The 16,423-nt window shown below is 61.3% G+C and carries 20 protein-coding genes; 13 read left to right on the top strand and 7 right to left on the bottom strand.

The window, feature by feature from the left end; genetic code table 11:
• Window positions 1-3: 3 nt before the first annotated feature.
• From AO353_RS06755 to AO353_RS06745, 3 genes are all read right to left on the bottom strand, one after another.
• Window positions 4-1,269, bottom strand: coding sequence for an ABC transporter permease (locus AO353_RS06755; protein WP_054594256.1), 1,266 nt, complete (start codon window positions 1,267-1,269; stop codon window positions 4-6).
• A gap of 1 nt (window position 1,270) precedes the next feature.
• Window positions 1,271-1,981 (bottom strand): ABC transporter ATP-binding protein, encoded by a 711-nt coding sequence (locus AO353_RS06750; protein ID WP_054594255.1) that lies wholly within the window; start codon window positions 1,979-1,981, stop codon window positions 1,271-1,273.
• Between the two features lie 131 nt (window positions 1,982-2,112).
• Window positions 2,113-2,724, bottom strand: coding sequence for a DUF2796 domain-containing protein (locus AO353_RS06745; RefSeq protein WP_054594254.1), 612 nt, complete (start codon window positions 2,722-2,724; stop codon window positions 2,113-2,115).
• Window positions 2,725-2,857: 133 nt separating this feature from the next.
• Here AO353_RS06745 and AO353_RS06740 point away from each other — a divergent pair, with 133 nt between their 5' ends.
• The gene (locus AO353_RS06740) at window positions 2,858-3,217 is read left to right on the top strand and encodes a hypothetical protein (RefSeq protein WP_054594253.1); all 360 of its coding nucleotides are present in this window, start codon (window positions 2,858-2,860) and stop codon (window positions 3,215-3,217) included.
• Here the strand turns inward: AO353_RS06740 and trxA are convergent.
• The 3 genes from trxA to AO353_RS06725 all read right to left on the bottom strand — a co-directional run bounded on the left by trxA (window position 3,214) and on the right by AO353_RS06725 (window position 5,447).
• The gene (gene trxA / locus AO353_RS06735; RefSeq protein ID WP_054594252.1) at window positions 3,214-4,086 is read right to left on the bottom strand and encodes a thioredoxin; all 873 of its coding nucleotides are present in this window, start codon (window positions 4,084-4,086) and stop codon (window positions 3,214-3,216) included. The genes AO353_RS06740 and trxA overlap by 4 nt on opposite strands.
• Window positions 4,087-4,332: 246 nt before the next feature.
• Window positions 4,333-4,989 carry a class I SAM-dependent methyltransferase gene (locus AO353_RS06730; RefSeq protein ID WP_054594251.1) on the bottom strand — a complete coding sequence of 219 codons (657 nt, stop codon included), beginning with the start codon at window positions 4,987-4,989 and terminating at the stop codon, window positions 4,333-4,335.
• Window positions 4,986-5,447 (bottom strand): hypothetical protein, encoded by a 462-nt coding sequence (locus AO353_RS06725; protein ID WP_054594250.1) that lies wholly within the window; start codon window positions 5,445-5,447, stop codon window positions 4,986-4,988. The genes AO353_RS06730 and AO353_RS06725 overlap by 4 nt, the downstream gene beginning before the upstream one ends.
• A 128-nt stretch (window positions 5,448-5,575) precedes the next feature.
• Between AO353_RS06725 and nrdR the strand changes: the two genes are divergently transcribed.
• The 12 genes from nrdR (at window position 5,576) to AO353_RS06665 (ending at window position 14,294) form a co-directional block, all read left to right on the top strand.
• Window positions 5,576-6,040: a transcriptional regulator NrdR gene (gene nrdR, locus AO353_RS06720; RefSeq protein ID WP_054594249.1), complete on the top strand. Its 465-nt coding sequence runs from the start codon at window positions 5,576-5,578 to the stop codon at window positions 6,038-6,040.
• A complete protein-coding gene (gene ribD / locus AO353_RS06715) occupies window positions 6,037-7,170 on the top strand; it encodes a bifunctional diaminohydroxyphosphoribosylaminopyrimidine deaminase/5-amino-6-(5-phosphoribosylamino)uracil reductase RibD (protein WP_054594248.1) in 1,134 nt (377 codons plus the stop codon). The genes nrdR and ribD overlap by 4 nt, the downstream gene beginning before the upstream one ends.
• Window positions 7,171-7,218: 48 nt before the next feature.
• Complete coding sequence (locus tag AO353_RS06710; protein WP_054594247.1) at window positions 7,219-7,881, top strand: riboflavin synthase; 663 nt, start codon at window positions 7,219-7,221, stop codon at window positions 7,879-7,881.
• A 31-nt stretch (window positions 7,882-7,912) separates the two neighbouring features.
• Window positions 7,913-9,004 carry a bifunctional 3,4-dihydroxy-2-butanone-4-phosphate synthase/GTP cyclohydrolase II gene (gene ribBA, locus AO353_RS06705; protein ID WP_054594246.1) on the top strand — a complete coding sequence of 364 codons (1,092 nt, stop codon included), beginning with the start codon at window positions 7,913-7,915 and terminating at the stop codon, window positions 9,002-9,004.
• A gap of 90 nt (window positions 9,005-9,094) precedes the next feature.
• Window positions 9,095-9,571 (top strand): 6,7-dimethyl-8-ribityllumazine synthase, encoded by a 477-nt coding sequence (gene ribE / locus AO353_RS06700; RefSeq protein ID WP_003228649.1) that lies wholly within the window; start codon window positions 9,095-9,097, stop codon window positions 9,569-9,571.
• A complete protein-coding gene (gene nusB, locus AO353_RS06695) occupies window positions 9,568-10,068 on the top strand; it encodes a transcription antitermination factor NusB (RefSeq protein ID WP_054594245.1) in 501 nt (166 codons plus the stop codon). The genes ribE and nusB overlap by 4 nt, the downstream gene beginning before the upstream one ends.
• A 23-nt stretch (window positions 10,069-10,091) precedes the next feature.
• Window positions 10,092-11,057 (top strand): thiamine-phosphate kinase, encoded by a 966-nt coding sequence (gene thiL, locus AO353_RS06690; protein WP_054594244.1) that lies wholly within the window; start codon window positions 10,092-10,094, stop codon window positions 11,055-11,057.
• Window positions 11,054-11,557, top strand: a complete 504-nt coding sequence (locus AO353_RS06685) for a phosphatidylglycerophosphatase A (protein ID WP_054594243.1) — start codon at window positions 11,054-11,056, stop codon at window positions 11,555-11,557. Before thiL ends, AO353_RS06685 begins: the two co-directional genes overlap by 4 nt.
• Window positions 11,558-11,596: 39 nt before the next feature.
• Entirely contained in the window at window positions 11,597-12,352 is a 756-nt protein-coding gene (locus AO353_RS06680) for a substrate-binding periplasmic protein (protein ID WP_054594242.1), read from the top strand.
• Window positions 12,353-12,463: 111 nt separating this feature from the next.
• Complete coding sequence (gene ribA / locus AO353_RS06675; protein ID WP_054594241.1) at window positions 12,464-13,081, top strand: GTP cyclohydrolase II; 618 nt, start codon at window positions 12,464-12,466, stop codon at window positions 13,079-13,081.
• Window positions 13,078-13,497: a hypothetical protein gene (locus tag AO353_RS06670; RefSeq protein WP_054594240.1), complete on the top strand. Its 420-nt coding sequence runs from the start codon at window positions 13,078-13,080 to the stop codon at window positions 13,495-13,497. Before ribA ends, AO353_RS06670 begins: the two co-directional genes overlap by 4 nt.
• Window positions 13,497-14,294 carry a cobalamin-binding protein gene (locus AO353_RS06665; protein ID WP_054594239.1) on the top strand — a complete coding sequence of 266 codons (798 nt, stop codon included), beginning with the start codon at window positions 13,497-13,499 and terminating at the stop codon, window positions 14,292-14,294. The genes AO353_RS06670 and AO353_RS06665 overlap by 1 nt, the downstream gene beginning before the upstream one ends.
• A gap of 151 nt (window positions 14,295-14,445) precedes the next feature.
• On the opposite strand, the gene AO353_RS06660 is transcribed toward AO353_RS06665, so the two are convergent.
• Window positions 14,446-16,329 carry a TonB-dependent receptor domain-containing protein gene (locus AO353_RS06660; RefSeq protein WP_054594238.1) on the bottom strand — a complete coding sequence of 628 codons (1,884 nt, stop codon included), beginning with the start codon at window positions 16,327-16,329 and terminating at the stop codon, window positions 14,446-14,448.
• Between the last annotated feature and the right edge of the window lie 94 nt (window positions 16,330-16,423).

The raw sequence follows: 16,423 nt of genomic DNA, 5'->3' as shown, positions 1-16,423 counted from the left end.
TCCTCATAAACGGATCGACAGACCATCGGCCAACGATTGGCGATAGGCGCGCCAGGCCGGCACGCTGCCCATCAGCAGCGCGGCGATCAGGATGCCACCGAGCAGCGTCCATTCATACTCGCTTGGCCAGGCCAGCGGCAGGTACAAGCCGTAGGTCGATTGCACGTAGCCTTGGGCGGCGGCGATGCATACATACAGCAGCGCCAGGCCCGCAACCACTCCAGACAGCGCCAATGCAAAGGCTTCCAGCACCAGCAGCGTTGCAATGTGCCATGGCCGGGCGCCGACCGAACGGAGGATCGCCATCTCGCGGCGACGTTCGTTGAGGCTGGTGAGAATCGCCGTGAGCATGCCGATCAACCCAGTCAGCACTACGAACAGCGACACCACGAACAGCGCTTTTTCGGCGGTGCCCATCAGGCTCCAAAGCTCCTGCAAGGCGACGCCCGGCAAGATCGCCAGCATCGGCTCGCCACGGAATTCATTGATCTCGCGTTGCACGGCAAAGGTCGAAATCTTGTTGTTGAGGCCGAGCATGAACGCGGTGATGGCTTGCGGCGTGAGGTCCATGTTGCGCGCCTGATCGGCGCTGATCCGACCACTGCCCTGAGCCGGCACTCCGTTGTGCCAATCGATGTGAATCGCCTCCATGCCGCCGAGGCTGATGTGCAACGTGCGGTCGACCGGGGTGCCGGTGCGTTTCAGGATGCCGACCACGGTGAACGGTTTGTCATCGTGCTTGACCAGGCTGATCACTGCCACGCCGTGAGCCAGCACCAGTTTGTCGCCGAGCTTGTAATGCAGCGCATCGGCCACTTCGGCACCCAGCACCACTTCGAACGGATCCGTGGCAAACGCCCGACCGCTGGCCAGTTGCAGGTTTTGCTGACGGCCGTACTGGTAATGCTGGAAGTAGGCGTCGGTGGTGCCCATCACTCGATAACCGCGATGCGAGTCACCGAGGGAAATCGGGATCGCCCATTTCACTTTCGGGTTGTTGGCGAAGTGCTCGAAGCTGTCCCAACGGATGTTGTTGGTGGCGTTGCCGATGCGAAACACCGAGTACAGCAACAGGTTCACCGAGCCTGAGCGCGCGCCGACAATCAGGTCGGTGCCGCTGATGGTGCTGGCGAAGCTGTTCTTGGCTTCGGTGCGTACCCGTTCCACCGCCAGCAGCAGGCAGACCGACAGGGCGATGGCGAATGCAGTGAGGATCGCGGTGAAGCGGCGGTTAGCCAGGCTGGCCATGGCTAGACGAAACAAATACATTTCAGACCTCGAACGGCGTAGCGGCGCGATTGAGTTCGGCCAGCGACAGGTGACGATCGAACAGCGGCGCGAGGCTCTGGTCGTGACTGACGAACAGCAGGCTGGAACCGGCTTCGCGGCACTCGGCGAACAGCAAACGGATAAATGCCTCGCGGGCGTCGTAATCCAGCGCCGAGGTTGGTTCGTCGGCGATCACCAGTTCCGGCTGGCCGATCAGCGCCCGGGCAGCGGCGACCCGCTGCTGTTGGCCGATGGACAGCGAGTCGGCACGGCGGCCGAGCATGTTTTCATCCTTGAGCCCCAGGTGTGCGAGTAAGGTCGCTGCCGCCTGATCGATGCTGCCGTGGCGCTGAATCGCACGGCTGGCGCGCAGTTTGGAGAAGTGGCACGGCAGCTCGACGTTCTCGCGCACCGAGAGAAACGGCAGCAGGTTGAACTGCTGGAAGATGTAGCCCGTGTGGTCGACCCGAAAGTGATCGCGGGCGCCGGCCGACAGCTCGGTCAGCTCCTGGCCGAGCAGGCGAATGCTCCCGCGATTGGGTTTCTGCACGCCACCGAGCAGGCCGAGCAGGGTGGTCTTGCCACTGCCGCTGGGACCTTTGAGAAACAGCGTTTCACCGGGCTCCAGGCGAAACGCCGGGATATCCAGTAAAGGCGGATGACCGGGCCAGCTGAAGCCCAGGTCTGACAGTTCGATGAGTGCTTGGGTCATAGCGCCGATTTCATGGAGATTGAGGTCCTGTAGGAGCAAGGCTCGCCCGCGATGAGTACGCGGCGGTCTACCTTTAAAACCGCGTCATCGTTCATCGCGGGCAAGCCTTGCTCCTACGGGATTGCGGTGGATCAGAATTTCAGGGCAGCAGCTTTGGAGGTCACTTCAACCCCTTGCTGGCCGCTTGGGCTGATGAGTTGTACCTGAATTTTCTGCGTCGCGGGGAAGGTCGTGAACACTTGCGACAAGTCCAGGGTCTTCAGCGCACCCGGGGCGGCGCAGGTGAATTGGTAGTGCGCGTGGATTTCGCTGTGATCGTGATGATGCTCTTCGGCGGCTGCGCCTTTACCGTCAGTCGCGTGGTCGTCATCGTCGTCATGATCATCGGTATCCGGTTTGTCACCGAACAGCGGGCTGTTCAGTTCTTGCTGACTGACTACGCAGTTGGCCGCTTTTGGCAGGCTGAACAGCACCAGCGGTTTCTCCAGTTGCGCACGGGTGGCGGCGACTTTGGCCTTGTCTGCATCAGTGCTGGCAACGTGTTCGAAGCCCACCAGGTTCATCGCCGGGCTTTCCAGCTCCAGTTCCAGCGTCTGACCGTCCAGCGCCGCGTTCAAGCGCCCGACGCCGTGTTCGTGGGCGCCCAGGCTGCCGTGTTCATGTTCGTGATCATGAACTTCAGCGGCCTGAGCGATAGCCAGCGGCAACAGGGCAAACGGCAAAGCGAGTAACAGACGACGCATGGACTCTCTCCGGGAAGGAAGATGAAAATTTTGTTATGTAATCTTATAACAAGAATGGCGAGAGTTTGACTGTCCGCTTGGCGTTGCGCAAGACGCATGGGAGCATGTTCGTCATAAACCTGAGGAAAGCCCAATGTTGCGCATTCGTGGAAGCATCGGCGATTGGCCGGTGGATTTGACCCTGGAGCTGGATGATGGGGATTGGGCGAGGCTTGGCGCGCAGTTGCAGGTAAGCAAATCAGAAAACAGTGCAGCAGTGGCCGATCCGGTGGTCAAACCGGTCAATCAGGATGAGCTGCTGTGGCAACTCGCCAAGGATCTGCTGCGCAAGTCCGGGCAATTGACGGGGCCGGACCTGCTGGAGCAACTGCAGGGTTTGACCGGCAACACCGTCGCCGGCAAACGTCTGCTGGTGCGCTTGCGCCATAGCCCGGAGGTCAAGGTCGTGAGCGGCGGGGATACGCCGCTCTATAGTTGGATCGAGCAGGCCTAGTAGAGCGCTGCAAACAGCTTGCGGCGGTAAACGGTCACCAGCGGGTGATCGTTGCCCAGCAGTTCGAACACTTGCAGCAGGGTCTTGTGCGGCAACCCTTCGCTGTAGCTGCGATTGCGGATGAACAGCTTGAGCAGGGAGTCCAGCGCCGGCTCGTATTGTTGACGGGCCAGTTGCTGGATCGCCAGTTGGTAGACGGCTTCATCGTCCTGCGGGTTTTGCGCCAGACGCGATTTCAGGTCGGCGACATCCGGCAAGTCAGCGGCCTGGCCGAGAAACTTGATTTGCGCCTTGGCGCCGGCCAGTGCCGCTTTGTGTTCATCGCTTTTCACCGCATCGAGCACGGTCTGGGCTTCACCCAATTCGCCGCGTTCGGTCAGGCAGCGCGCGTAAAGGATCAGCGCGCGGGCGTTGGTATTGTCCTCACCCAGCAGCACTTTCAGTGTGGCTTCGGCATCCGCGAAACGACCTTCGTCGAACAGCGCCTGCGCCTGTTCGATCGGGTCGGAAGCGGCCGGCGGAGGCATTTTTACGTGTGGCTCAAGCAGTGCGCGAACAGCGGACTCGGGCTGTGCGCCGGCAAAGCCGTCCACCGGCTGACCGTCCTTGAACAGCACCACTGTCGGCAGGCTGCGAATACCGAAGCGCGAAACGATGTCCGGCTCGACGTCGCAGTTGACCTTGGCCAGCAGCAACTCGCCCTGATAGCTCTCGGCGATGGATTGCAGCATCGGCATCAGCGCCTTGCACGGCGCACACCATTCAGCCCAGAAATCCACCAGCACCGGCTTGTGGAACGAGTTCTCGATCACCGACTGGTCGAAATCGGCGGTAGTGGCGTCGAAGATATACGGCGTGTCTTGACTCATGGGGAATCTCGAAGAAACGTGAATGGGAGAACTATAAGGGCTGGCGGCGACGGGCATAAGTATCTACACAACTTTCTGCTCCAACGCCCGTAGCAGCTGTCGAGCCTGCGAGGCTGCGTTCGAGGACGAAGTCCTCGTAAATCCCGGGTACACGGACTGCCTGAAAAAACGTGCTGCCTGATTCCACGACTGCTTCGCAGCCGAACGCAGCCTCGCAGGCTCGACAGCTGCTACGGGCTGGAACGATCATGTACGTTTGGCGTGGTACAGGCTCACATGCCGAAACTCTTCTGGTTCTGCCAGATCCGGTAAGGTCATCGCCTCAAGCATTTCCAGCCGCTGATACAACGGATGACGGAAATCCCGAACTCGTGAATCCGCCACCAACGCCTCGCGGCCACGGCTGAGAAACTCATCGAGCAACGGCAGGTTGGCCCGGTCGTACAACACGTCGGCCACCAGAATCAGATCAAAACGATCGGCCTCGGCAAAAAAGTCTGTCGAGTAGCTGAGCTCGACGTCATTGAGTTCGGCATTCGCCCGGCAGGCTGCAATTGCCAATGGATCAAGATCACAGGCCACCACTTCCAGCGCCCCTGCCTTGACCGCTGCAATCCCCGCCACCCCGGAGCCGGCGCCGAAATCCAGCACGCGCTTGCCGGCAACCCACTGCGGATGCTCCGCCAGGTAACGGGCCATCGCCAGGCCGCTGGCCCAGCAAAAGCTCCAGTACGGTGGCTCGTGCAGAATGCGCCGGGTTTCTTCCGGGCTGAAGGCGCGGTCCATGTTGTCGCCGTCGATCAGCCAGAGTTTCAGCGTGGTTTCAGGCAATGGACACCGGACCAGCTGTGCATCGCCGAGCAGTTCACTTAACGCCTGTTGCAGGTCGAGCGGTGCATTCATGGCGCTTTGAGGAACTGCAATTGGCCCAGGGCCTGGGTCTTCGGCTCAAAGATGCGTTGCGCCGGCAGGTGCAAAATCAACTGCCCGGACTGGCTGGCGCGACCCCGCAGTTCGACGCGTGCACCGACCGGGAACGAGTCGGGATTGAATCGCAGATGGAATGGCAGAGCCTTGTTGTTGCCGATCAGGTTGGCGCTGGCGAGCAATTGCTGCGGCCGGGAGCGTTCGTCGATCACCAGCAGCGCAAGTTCAACCTCGGCGCCGGCCGGCACGCCCTGCAAGGTGCCGCTCAATTCCCGTTGATACGCGGGCAGCGGTCCGAGGTCGGCCGAGGCCTGGGCTTTTTTCTGGGCCATCTGCGGTGCAGGGCCCGGAGTCGGTGCCGCCGGTTTGGGTGCGCTGCTACACGCGACCAACAGGCCGATGAGACTGAGTAAAACAAGCGGTCTTAGCGGCATTTGCGGCTCCAGCAAAATGAAATCCATCGATCAGACAGTGTAGCCCGTCTGTATACCGCAAACCCTATGGCTTGTCTTGCCAGTGGGATGCGCTACCATGGCCCTCCCTTTTTTTGTTGCCTGCCACCATGCACTGTCCCTTCTGCGGTGCCAACGACACCAAGGTCATCGACTCGCGTCTGGTCGCCGAGGGCGAACAGGTGCGCCGCCGGCGCGAATGTCTGGCCTGCGGCGAACGTTTCACGACGTTCGAAACTGCCGAACTGGTGTTGCCGCGCCTGATCAAAACCGACGGCAGCCGTCAGCCGTTCGACGAAGAAAAACTTCGCGCCGGCATGCAGCGTGCGCTGGAGAAACGCCCGGTAAGCGTCGAGCGCCTGGAAGCGGCGCTGGCCCATATCAAACACAAACTGCGAGCGACCGGCGAGCGCGAGGTCAAATCCCTCGTGGTCGGTGAACTGGTGATGGCCGAGCTGCAAAAGCTCGATGAAGTCGCCTACATTCGTTTCGCTTCGGTGTATCGCCGCTTCCAGGACCTCAACGAGTTCCGCGAAGAGATCGATCGCCTGGCCCGTGAGCCGGTAAAAGAATGAGCATATCCCCGGAACAACAGGTCCTCGACGCCCATTACATGGCGCGCGCGCTGGAACTGGCGCGCAAAGGTCACTACACCACCCATCCCAACCCTCGGGTGGGCTGCGTGATCGTGCGTGACGGGCAGATTGTCGGCGAAGGCTGGCATGTGCGCGCCGGCGAACCGCATGCCGAAGTCCACGCCTTGCGCGCCGCCGGCGAAAACGCCCGCGGTGCCACTGCCTACGTCACGCTGGAGCCTTGCAGCCATCATGGCCGCACGCCGCCGTGCGCCGATGCGCTGGTGAACGCCGGCCTGGCGCGAGTGGTTGCGGCGATGCAGGACCCGAACCCGGAAGTCGCTGGCCGCGGTCTGCAGCGTCTGGAGCAGGCGGGCATCGAGACCCGCAGCGGCGTGCTCGAAGGCGAGGCGCGCAAGCTCAATGAAGGTTTTCTCAAGCGCATGGAACACGGCTTGCCGTTCGTGCGGGTCAAGTTGGCAATGAGCCTAGACGGTCGCACCGCCATGGCCAGTGGCGAAAGCCAATGGATCACCGGTCCCGCCGCCCGCTCGGCTGTGCAGCGTCTGCGGGCTCAGGCCAGCGTCGTGTTGACTGGTGCCGACACGGTGCTGGCCGATGATGCGCGCTTGACCGTGCGTGCCGACGAGTTGGGTCTGGATGCCGAGCAAACTGCGCTCGCCATGAGCCGCCCGCCGCTTCGCGTGCTGATCGACGGCCGCCTGCGCGTGCCGCTCGATGCGCCGTTTTTCAAGGCTGGCCCGGCGCTGGTCGCTACCTGTGTCGCGGTGGAAGAGCAGTACGCCAACGGCCCCGAATGCCTGATCGTGCCCGGCGATGATGGCCAGGTCGACCTGCGCAAGCTGCTGCTCGAACTCGCCGCCCGGGGCGTCAACGAAGTGCTGGTGGAAGCCGGCCCGCGTCTGGCTGGAGCGTTTGCCCAGCAAGGGTTGGTGGACGAATTCCAGATCTTCATCGCGGGCAAGTTCCTCGGCTCCACGGCGCGACCATTGCTGGACTGGCCACTCGCACAAATGAAGGATGCGCCGGAGCTGAAAATCACAGAAATTCGCGCGGTGGGCGATGACTGGCGAGTCATCGCGGTCCCCGTTCCGCCAGCGAGCGTATAATTCCCGACCTGCGCCACAAGCGAAGGTTTTGTTCTCGAGGAGGACTCCATGTTTACCGGCATCATCGAATCCATCGGCAGCATCCGTGCATTGACCCCAAAAGGTGGTGATGTACGGGTTCACGTAGAAACCGGCAAGCTCGACCTGAGCGACGTCAAGCTCGGCGACAGCATCGCGGTCAACGGCGTCTGCCTGACAGCGGTTGAACTGCCGGGCAATGGCTTTGCAGCGGACGTCAGTCGCGAAACCCTCGACTGCACCGCCATGAATGACCTGAAAAGCGGCAGCCCGGTCAACCTGGAAAAAGCCTTGACCCCGACCACCCGCCTCGGTGGGCATCTGGTCAGCGGTCACGTCGACGGCGTCGGCGAAGTCGTTGCGCGTACCGAGAATGCCCGTGCCGTGGAGTTCCGCATTCGTGCGCCGAAAGACCTGGCCAAATACATCGCCCATAAAGGCTCGATCACGGTTGATGGCACCAGCCTGACGGTGAACGCGGTCGATGGCGCCGAGTTCTTGCTGACGATCATTCCGCATACCCTGAGCGAAACCATCATGGCGTCTTACCAGCCAGGTCGCCGGGTCAACCTTGAGGTCGATCTGCTGGCCCGTTACCTGGAGCGTCTATTGCTGGGTGACAAGGCCGCAGAATCCTCGAAGGGCAACATTACCGAAAGCTTTCTGGCCGAGAACGGCTACCTCAATTCCTGAAACTCAATTTTTGAAAGAAGGGGGGTGCCGCGTGGCGCTCAATAGCATCGAAGAACTGGTTGAAGACATCCGCCAAGGCAAGATGGTCATCCTCATGGATGACGAAGACCGCGAGAACGAAGGCGACCTGATCATGGCCGCCGAGTGCTGCCAGCCTGAACACATCAACTTCATGGCCAAGCACGCTCGTGGCCTGATCTGCATGCCGATGAGCCGCGAGCGCTGCGAGCTGCTCAAGCTGCCATTGATGGCGCCGCGCAACGGCTCCGGTTTCGGCACCAAGTTCACCGTGTCCATCGAAGCCGCTGTCGGTGTCACCACCGGTATCTCTGCGGCTGACCGTGCGCGCACCGTGCAAGCGGCCGCTGCCAAGGACGCCAAGGCCGAAGACATCGTCAGCCCGGGCCACATCTTCCCGCTGATGGCCCAGGCCGGCGGCACCCTGGCCCGTGCCGGCCACACCGAAGCCGCTTGCGACCTGGCGCGCATGGCCGGTTTCGAGCCGAGCGGGGTGATCTGCGAAGTGATGAACGACGACGGCACCATGTCCCGTCGCGCCGAGCTGGAAACCTTCGCCGCCGAACACAACATCAAGATCGGTACCATCGCCGACCTGATTCACTACCGGATGATCCACGAACGTACCGTTCAGCGGATTGCCGAGCAGCCGCTGGATAGCGAACTGGGCCAGTTCAACCTGGTGACCTACCGTGATTCGGTGGAAGGCGACGTGCACATGGCACTGACCCTGGGCACCATTTGCGCCGAAGAACCGACCCTGGTTCGCGTGCACAACATGGACCCGCTGCGCGACCTGTTGATGGTCAAGCAGCCAGGCCGCTGGAGCCTGCGCGCCGCCATGGCCGCGGTTGCCGAGGCTGGCAGCGGTGTGGTGCTGTTGCTCGGTCACCCGCTTGATGGCGACGTGTTGCTGGCGCATATCCGCGAAACCGCCGACCACGCACAGCCGAAAAAACCGACCACCTACAGCATCGTCGGTGCCGGTTCGCAGATCCTGCGTGACCTGGGTGTACGCAAAATGCGCCTGATGAGTGCGCCAATGAAATTTAATGCGATATCCGGTTTCGATCTGGAAGTTGTAGAATACGTGCCCTCCGAATAAAGACCGGCTGTTTTTGTCTTGAATTCGCGGTTCAAATATCACTGAGGGACGCGTACTGAACGCGTCCCGGCTCTTTAAGAGATTTATCGAATGACCCTGAAGACCATCGAAGGTACCTTCATCGCCCCCAAAGGCCGCTACGCTTTGGTTGTTGGCCGCTTCAACAGCTTCGTTGTTGAGAGCCTGGTAAGCGGTGCTGTTGATGCCCTGGTTCGCCATGGCGTGAGCGAAAGCGACATCACCATCATCCGTGCCCCTGGCGCCTTCGAAATCCCGCTGGTTGCGCAGAAAGTCGCTCAGAAGGGCGAGTTCGCGGCAATCATCGCGCTGGGCGCGGTCATTCGTGGCGGTACTCCGCACTTCGAATACGTGGCTGGCGAGTGCACCAAGGGCCTGGCCCAGGTGTCCATGGAATTCGGCGTACCGGTCGCTTTCGGCGTACTGACCGTCGACTCGATCGAACAAGCCATCGAACGTTCCGGCACCAAGGCCGGCAACAAAGGTGCTGAAGCGGCCTTGTCCGCTCTGGAAATGGTCAGCCTGCTGGCGCAGTTGGAGGCCAAGTGATTAGCGACGAAAGCGATCGTTTCAACCCGCGCGATCCAAAGCCTGCGGATGCTGGCAAACCATCGAAAAGCGTCAAGCGTCGCGAAGCCCGTCAGCTCGCGACCCAGGCGCTATATCAATGGCACATGGCCAAGCAATCGCTGAACGAGATCGAAGCACAGTTCCGGGTCGATAACGATTTCACCGATGTCGATGGTGCTTACTTCCGCGAAATCCTCCACGGGGTTCCGGCGCATCGCACCGAGATCGACACCGCGCTCAAGCCATGCCTGGACATCGAAATCGAAGAGCTGGACCCGGTTGAACTGGCGGTTCTGCGCCTGTCCACCTGGGAACTGCTCAAGCGTGTCGACGTGCCTTACCGCGTGGTGATCAACGAAGGCATCGAGCTGGCTAAAGTCTTCGGTTCCACCGATGGCCACAAGTTCGTCAACGGTGTACTCGACAAGCTGGCCCCGCGCCTGCGTGAAGCTGAAGTGAAGGCGTTCAAGCGCTGATCGGCGCTTGAACTGCCATTGCCATGGGCGAGTTTGAGCTGATCCGCAATTACTTTGCCGCCGCGCCTTGTGCGCAAGGCGGTGAAGGCGTTGACCTGGGAATCGGCGACGACTGCGCCTTGCTCGCTGTTCCCGCAGGGGAGCAGCTGGCAATTTCCACCGACACGCTCGTGGCCGGTGTGCATTTCGCAGACCCTTGCGACCCGTTTCTGCTCGGTCAGCGTTCGCTGGCTGTGGCGGTCAGCGATCTGGCTGCCATGGGCGCGACCCCCATTGCCTTTACCCTTGCCCTGACTTTGCCGACGGTAACCGCCGATTGGCTGGACGCCTTTGCCCGTGGTTTGAACGCCATGGCGCAACACTGCGGTGTACGGCTGGTGGGCGGTGACACCACACGCGGCCCGCTGAGCCTGACCATGACCGTGTTCGGTCGGGTCCCGACAGGCAAGGCACTGACCCGTAGCGGTGCGCAACCCGGTGATCTGGTGTGCGTGGGCGGTGAACTGGGCAACGCCGCCGGTGCATTGTCGTTGGTGTTGGGTGAGCGCGTCGCGCCCGCCGATGTTGCCGAGCCGTTGTTGGCGCATTATTGGTCGCCACAGCCGCAGCTTGAATTGGGCATGGCGTTGCGCGGCAAAGCCACTGCGGCACTGGATATCTCTGACGGTTTGCTCGCCGATTGCGGGCATATCGCCAAGGCCTCGGCTGTCGGCTTGCTGATCGAAAGCGAAAAGCTGCCGCTGTCTACGGCACTGGTGAGCTTTCTCGGTGAGAATGCGGCTCGCGTGGCGGCCTTGAGTGGTGGTGACGACTATGTGCTGGCGTTCACTCTGCCACCCGCGCAACTACCGGGACTGCTCGCCGACGGCTGGCCGATTCACGTTGTCGGGCGGGTCGTGGTCGGGCAGGGCGTGACGCTGCTGGACGCGAACGGGCAGGACATCACCCCACAAGCCCGGGGTTATCAACATTTTCGGGAGACACCGTGACAGATCATCCCAAGCAGAGCCCGGCAGGACGCGTGCCGCCATCGGTCTGGCGTAATCCCTGGCATTTCCTGGCGTTCGGTTTCGGCTCGGGCACCTTGCCCAAGGCGCCAGGCACCTGGGGCTCTTTGGTTGCGCTACCTTTTATCCCGTTATGGCAGATGTTGCCCGGCTGGGGTTACTGGCTGATGCTCGGCATCACGATGCTGTTCGGCTTCTGGCTGTGCGGCAAGGTTGCCGACGATTTGCGGGTGCACGACCACGAAGGCATCGTCTGGGACGAAATGGTCGGGATGTGGATCACCCTGTGGCTGGTGCCGGCAGGTTGGTACTGGCTATTGGCGGGGTTCCTGCTGTTCCGCTTCTTCGACATTCTCAAGCCATGGCCGATTCGCTGGATCGACCGACATGTGCACGGCGGTGTCGGGATCATGCTCGACGACGTGCTGGCAGGCGTGTTTGCCTGGTTGGCGCTGCAGGGGCTGGTCCGGTATTTCGCCTGATTGGCTGATTGAGGGGCGAATGGATTGAGGGGCTGGGGGATGGTCGGGCGCTGGCTGTGGGTTCTGGTTTTTGCGGTGTTCTGTTCGCTCGCCCGTGCGGCGGATGTGCCGACGACACCGGCCGTGATTCATCTGGCCAGCGAGGACTGGGATGACTATACCGCCGCCGATGGCCATGGGCTGGCCTGGGACATTTTGCGCGCCGTGTTCGAGCCGTCCGGAGTGAAACTGGATATTCGCACCGTGCCTTACACCCGTTCGGTGGGGCTGGTACAGCGTCGTGAAGTGGACGCGCTGGTTGGCTCCTATTCCAATGAGGCCGATCAGGTCCTGTATCCCCGCTGGAATTTCGACTCCGATCATATTTATGCCCTGGGCCTTGCGAGCAACCCGGTACCGACTCTGGAGACTCTGGGGGCGTACCGACTGGCCTGGGTTCGTGGCTATCGCTACGAAAGTTACCTGCCGAACATCCACCGCTATAACCAGATCGAACGCCGCACCGGAATCTTGCCGATGCTCAAACAGGCTCGGGCGGACTTCTATATCGACGCGCTGACGGAAATCAATGAAGTGCTCGCGGAGGCTGAGGATCCGTCCCTGTATCGGCGCACGCACTTGACCGAACTGCCGTTGTACCTTGGTTTCGCCGATACACCACGGGCCCGTGCCTTGATGGCGCTGTACGACCAGCGCATGGTGTTGTTGGTCAAAAGCGGCCAGTTGAAACCGATCTTCGAACACTGGAAACAACCTTACCCCTTTGATGAGAGTGCCAAGCCGGCAGGGCAGTGATCAAACTTTTTGATCGTTATGGCCGATAATTCAGCCTAAGCGTCTGTAGGAACCTGCTGTTACAATGCCGCCTCTGCGAATCTCCAGTACATACAGATCAGGAGCACACCGGTGCCTGTCGTTTTTGTCGCCGCTTCCAAGCTGCCAACGCCTTTTGCGCAATTCACCATGCATGGCTTTCTCGATGAGGCTACTGGCCGCGAGCACGTCGTACTGAGCCTGGGTGATGTCGCCGACGGTGCCCCGGTACTCGGCCGGTTGCACTCCGAATGCCTGACCGGCGACGCCTTGTTCAGCCAGCGTTGCGACTGCGGTTCGCAACTCGAGGCGGCGTTGCAGGCGATCGCCCGCGAAGGTCGTGGCGTGTTGCTTTACCTGCGTCAGGAAGGTCGTGGCATTGGCCTGCTGAACAAGATCCGCGCGTATGAATTGCAAGATGGTGGTGCCGACACCGTTGAAGCCAACGAGCGTCTTGGCTTTGCTGCCGACCAGCGCGACTACGCCATGTGCCTGCCGATGCTCCAGCACCTGGGCGTGAAATCCCTGCGCCTGATGACCAACAACCCGCGCAAGGTCAAAGCCTTGACCGACATGGGCATCGTGGTTGCCGAGCGCGTGCCGCTGCACACCGGCCACAATCCCCACAACAAGCTCTACCTGGCGACCAAGGCCAGCAAGCTCGACCACATGATGGGCAACGAGCATCAGGGCGAGGCAGACCGGGCGTGACTCGCGGTCAGGTCCGGCGGCGACTGTCCGTCAACTGGTGGCAATACCTGGCGCTGGCTTTGCTGCCGCTGCTGGTGATCAACGCTGTGTTCGGCCAGAGCGAGGCGTTTTTGCCAGTGCTGGCGATGCCGTTTTTCATTGCCGGGGTGGCCTCGATGTTTGTCAGCCTGCGGTTTTTCGGCGGCTACAAACATGCCTTGATCGCCACCCAGAAAGCCCTCGATACCCCGGAAGAACCTGCTGCCTGGGTTGCCCTGGCGGCTAAACGCCGCCAAGCATTCCTTGTCGCGGCCTTGCCGGCCTGGATCGGTGCTCTGGCGGTGTTCGTCGGCCTCGAAGCGGTGCCTTTGGTCCTGCTGGCGCTGTCGACCACGGTGCTGTTCTACCTTTACCGTATTCCGCGTCAACTCGGCTGATGCGCCGTTGGCTGGCGGTTCTGCTGCTGGCCCTCAGTGGCTCGGCGGTCGCGGTAGAGCGGGTGGTCAGCCTCGCGCCGTCACTCTCGGAAATCGTCGTTGAACTGGGCTCGGCCGACCTGCTGGTGGGCGTGCTCGATGCTGGCGAGCGTCCTGCAGAACTCAACTCCATTCCTTCTGTTGGCCGTTACGGTCAGCTGGATATTGAGCGCCTGCTCAGTCTCAAACCGGATTTACTGCTGCTCTGGCCTGGCAGTGTCGGCCCGGCGCAGCGTGAGCAACTGAGCCGATTGGGGATCCCGACCTACGTCGCCGAACCGCATAACCTCAAACAACTGACCCACCAAATCGAAGCGATCGCCGAGCAGCTCGGCCGACCTGAACGTGGGCGCATGCTTGCGGTTGATTTGCGCAAGCAGCTCGACGATTTACGCCAGCGCTATCAACGCAAAGAACCGCTTCGGGTGTTTTATCAGGTCTGGGATCAGCCGCTCTACACCGTGGGCGGCGGGCAGATCATCAGCGATGCGCTTGAGGTGTGCGGTGCGCGCAACGTGTTCGCCGACATGACCTTGCCGGCACCGCAGGTCAGTGTGGAGTCAGTGCTTTCGCGTAATCCCCAGGTGATCCTTGCCAGCAGCCAGGTGCAGCTCGACGCCTGGAAAGCCTGGCCGCAGATGACCGCGGTGGCTCAAGGGCAATTGCTGTTGGTGGCGGATAAAGGCCTGGAGCGGCCGAGTGGGCAGATGATCGCGGCGACGGCCAAGTTGTGCCGGTTGATCGCGCCACAGCGTTAACCTGTGGCGAGGGGGCTTGCCCCCGTTCGGGTGCGTAGCAGCCGTAATCCAGTTGATGCGGTGTGCCTGATTAGAACCGGTTGCTGAATTTGGGGCTGCTTCGCAGCCCAACGGGGGCAAGCCCCCTCGCCACAAATGACCGAGGCGGTCTTTAGAGCTGCGGCATCCACGTCACCCCAAACATCAACGCCCGACCTTCTTCCCGATACCCGTACTGGCTACCGTCATGCTCGTAGAGTGCGCGGCTGTACGTCTTGTTCAGCAGGTTATCGACTTTCATTTCCAGCGTGACCTCGTGACTCGCCGCCCAACGACTGCGTAACCCGAGCAGGGCGTAACCGCCCAGCGGCTGGCGGTTGTCCTTGTCGTCATAGCTGCCGCTCACTGCTTGCCAGCTGGCGCCGAGGCCGAGCCGATCAAACTGACGGTCCAGATCCAGGCTCAAGGTCCGTCGTGCACGGCGGGCCAGGGTGTGGCCGCTGTCTTGATCCCGTGGGTCGATGACCGCAACGCCGAGGTTGCTCTGCCAGCCGAACCACTCCTGCCGGAGGGCGGCTTCGAAACCATTGATCTGCGCCGACGCGATGTTTTCCGGGCGCGAATGGCTACCGAAGATGATCGCGTCTTCAAGGTCGGTGCGGTACAGCGAGGCTTCCAGCCGACTGGTTTCGCTCAGCTGACTACGCCACTGTACCTCGTAGCTTTTCGAGGTTTCGGGTTTCAGTTGCGGGTTGCTGAAGTCCGGGTAGTAGAGGTCGTTGAAGGTCGGCGCGCGGAAGCCTTCGCTGTAGCTCAGCAGCACGTCGTTGTCCGGGTTCAATGGCAGGGTGAAGGTGCCGCTCCAGCTGTTCTGGCCGCCAAACTGTTGGTTCTGATCGCGACGCAGACCCAGTTCGGTGGAGAAACTTTCAGCCTGGAAGCGATGCTGGATAAACACCGCGCGGTTCCAGCGACTGTCTTCGGCAAACGCTGTGCTGCTGTTGACCCGGTCTTCATACCAATCGCCGCCAAGAATCAGGCCGTTCTGTGGGTTCAGCGTCAGGTCGTTCTGCCAGTTCAGCGAATTGCGATAGGTGTTGAACACGCTGTGATCGTCACTGAGTTTGTCGAAGGTCTCTTCGCGGTTTTCGCTGTGGCCCAGTTCCACGCGGGACTTCCACGCATCGTTGATGCGTGCGTCGACATAACTGCTGACGCTGCTCACGGTGAAATCGTTGTAGGGCTTTTGCTGGACGCTGTTACTGGTGTTCATGTCGTAGCGACCGAACGGGTTGTCGAATTCGTTTTTGCCACGGTTATCGAGGATGTTCAGGCCGGCCTCGATATCGTCATTGACGGCATGGCTAAGGCTCAGGCTGACGGACTGGTTGCGATAGGCATCATGGTCGTCATCGCTGGGGTAGGACGTATGAGTGCGATTGATCCCAGTCGTGTCATCGAGGCTGGCACCGAGGTTGAAACGGGTTTGCGCGTCGCCCCCGGACACGCCCAGGCTGCGCTCCCAGGTCTGGTGACTGCCAAAACCCATGTGCAAGCGCGGTTGCAGGCCTGACTCGGCGCCGCGACGGGTAAAGATCTGAATCACTCCGCCAATCGCGTCGCTGCCGTAAATCACCGAGCGTGAACCACGCAGTACTTCCACGCGCTCGATCTGCTGGATATTCAGGTGCTGCAGATTACTGTCGCCGGACGTCGAGTTGCCGATGCGCTGACCGTCGACCAATACCAGCGTTTGCGCTGAGTTGGTGCCGCGAATATAGATCCCCGGCAGGCTGCCGCGGCCACCGCTTTGCGCGACTTGTACGCCCGGCACCCGGCTCAGCAGGTCGGTCATGCTGCTCGGTTGCAGGCGGTCGATGTCGTCGCGGGTAAACACAGTGTTGGCGGCGCTGCTGTCGTTGCGCGCTTCGACCTGGCGGTTGGCGCTGATCAGTACGTCCGGCAGTTTCAGCGCTTGCTCGCGCTCGAAGGTGTCGGCCAAAAGCTGACCGGCAGGCAAAAGGCTCAACGTCAGGGCGAGGCGGGGGAAGTTCATGGGCACAGTATTGAGGGCTTTTTGTGGAGGGCTTTTGTGGGGGCTTTTGTGGCGAGGGGGCTTGCCCCCGCTGGGCTACGAAGTAGCCCCAAAA

It is taken from the genome of Pseudomonas fluorescens (genome assembly GCF_001307155.1).
GTDB classification, from domain to species: domain Bacteria; phylum Pseudomonadota; class Gammaproteobacteria; order Pseudomonadales; family Pseudomonadaceae; genus Aquipseudomonas; species Aquipseudomonas helvetica.
The sequence above is the reverse complement of the archived record's forward strand: the minus strand, read 5'-3'. Positions and strand labels throughout refer to the sequence as shown.